The organism is Colwellia sp. RSH04 (assembly GCF_003545765.1).
Taxonomy (GTDB): Bacteria; Pseudomonadota; Gammaproteobacteria; order Enterobacterales; family Alteromonadaceae; genus Colwellia.
Genome location: NZ_QXIO01000065.1, coordinates 1 through 515 on the forward strand (window position 1 = coordinate 1; position 515 = coordinate 515).

At 60.2% G+C, this 515-nt stretch carries 1 protein-coding gene; it reads left to right on the forward strand.

Translation table 11 applies throughout. The annotated features are described in order from the left end of the window. A partial coding sequence (locus D1094_RS18505) for an IS5 family transposase (protein ID WP_118961561.1) occupies positions 1 to 426 on the forward strand: 426 nt, incomplete at its 5' end. Positions 427 to 515 lie beyond the last annotated feature (89 nt).

Genomic DNA, 515 nt, shown 5'->3' on the forward strand with positions numbered 1-515 from the left:
TCTGTTCCCCGACATATCGGGCGCACCAAGGGCGGCCTGAACTCGAAGCTGCACGCCGTGTGCGATGGCCAGGGACGACCCGTCCTCATGCTGCTCAGCGAAGGCCAAATGAGCGACTACAAAGGCGCAGCCTTGATGATCGATGCGCTGCCGCGCGCGAAGCAATTGCTCGGCGACAAGGGCTATGACGCTGACTGGTTCCGCCAGGCTCTCGCTGAACGCGGCATCACCGCATGCATCCCATCCAGGTCCAACCGCAAAAAGCCGATCGAACATGACCGCGAACTCTATCGCCAGCGGCACAAGATCGAAAACATGTTCGGCAGGCTCAAGGATTGGCGGCGCATCCACACCCGCTACGACCGATGCGCACACACCTTCATGTCCGCCATCTGCATCGCCGCCGCAGTCATCTTCTGGCTCTGATCAATGAGTCCTGAGCCTAGAGTTCGATGTCACCATGCAAGCGTGAACGCCCGCTTGCAAAGGCTTGACGCGTCCGCCCCTTCCTTTTG